This is a genomic window from Methylobacterium sp. GC_Met_3 (assembly GCF_026540775.1).
Lineage (GTDB): Bacteria > Pseudomonadota > Alphaproteobacteria > Rhizobiales > Beijerinckiaceae > Methylobacterium.
This window is the reverse complement of record NZ_JALNUL010000162.1, coordinates 1-1055: the sequence shown is the minus strand read 5'-3', so window position 1 is coordinate 1055 and position 1055 is coordinate 1. Positions and strand designations below refer to the sequence as shown.

Genomic DNA, 1055 nt, shown 5'->3' with positions numbered 1-1055 from the left:
AGTGTCGGACATGACCTCAGTCGTAGAAGCTTGAGCTTAAGAGGCAATCCCACGCGGTGCGTCGGCACACCCTATGACGCTTTTTCTCGATTGACGTGGGATTTTTGCACACATAGAACGTGTGGGCAAATTTCCCACTCTTCACTCGGAACCCCATCTATGTTGCCCGCGCCTCAGCCTCTAATCTGCGCAACATTGCCGCCGCTAGTCCTCGACCACGCAGCGCCACGCCGCGTCCAAACTTCAGACCTTCTAGTGCAGTTTATGCGCTTCACCTACGCGCTCACTGCCCTAGCCTTGCCTGCCCTCGGCGTCTCCGCCGTGAGACTGGCCCACCATAGTGGCGCGCCGACGGTTGCGCAGACTGCCGCTTCAGCCGATCCCTTCAGCGAGGCAGCGGTTCACCCTCGCCTAAGCGAGCGGCGAAGTGACATCGCCCGGGTTGCGATCCTGGGCTCCGCGTTTGGTCGGGTGCAACGATGATCCGGCCCTCGATAGGCTTGTCTCGCCGCGACGGTGCCTCCGGCCGGCGGCGACCGATTTACGACCTCGCCCTATGCCTGATCCTCGCCGCTGCAATCGTCGGCCCGCTCACCTCGGCAGCGACGCGAACCTCTCTAAAGTCAGTGCACGATCAAAACCCGACGCTGCACCGCCCCCGAGGACTCACCCCGTTACGCCGACCGACCGTGATCAGTTGGGTCAGGACCACGGCCGCTGAGTCGAACGCGTCCGAGCATCGGTGAGCGTGTCACCCGTGCGAATCGACCGCGGCAACTGACGGCGGCGTCCATCCTTTCAGCGGCATGTCACGTGAGGCCAAAATGTCGAACAACCCGTACAAGTCGCTGCCGTCCAGGCAGTTCTGGTCCAATGCTGTTACGAACGTGCCGCCTTTCGCCCTGGATCTGCACTCAAGCGACAACTTCACCATCTCGTCCGACGACCGGGTAGCCACGGCCGGTTCCTGTTTCGCGCAGCGCGTGGCGGTCGCTCTCCGTGCTTCGCAGTTCAACTACTACGTCACCGAGACCGCACCCGCTGGCATGTCGCAT

At 62.3% G+C, this 1055-nt stretch carries 1 pseudogene; it reads left to right on the top strand.

The window, feature by feature from the left end:
• Positions 1-824: 824 nt before the first annotated feature.
• Positions 825-1055 (top strand): annotated as a pseudogene (locus OXS27_RS32295) (GSCFA domain-containing protein); the annotation flags it as partial.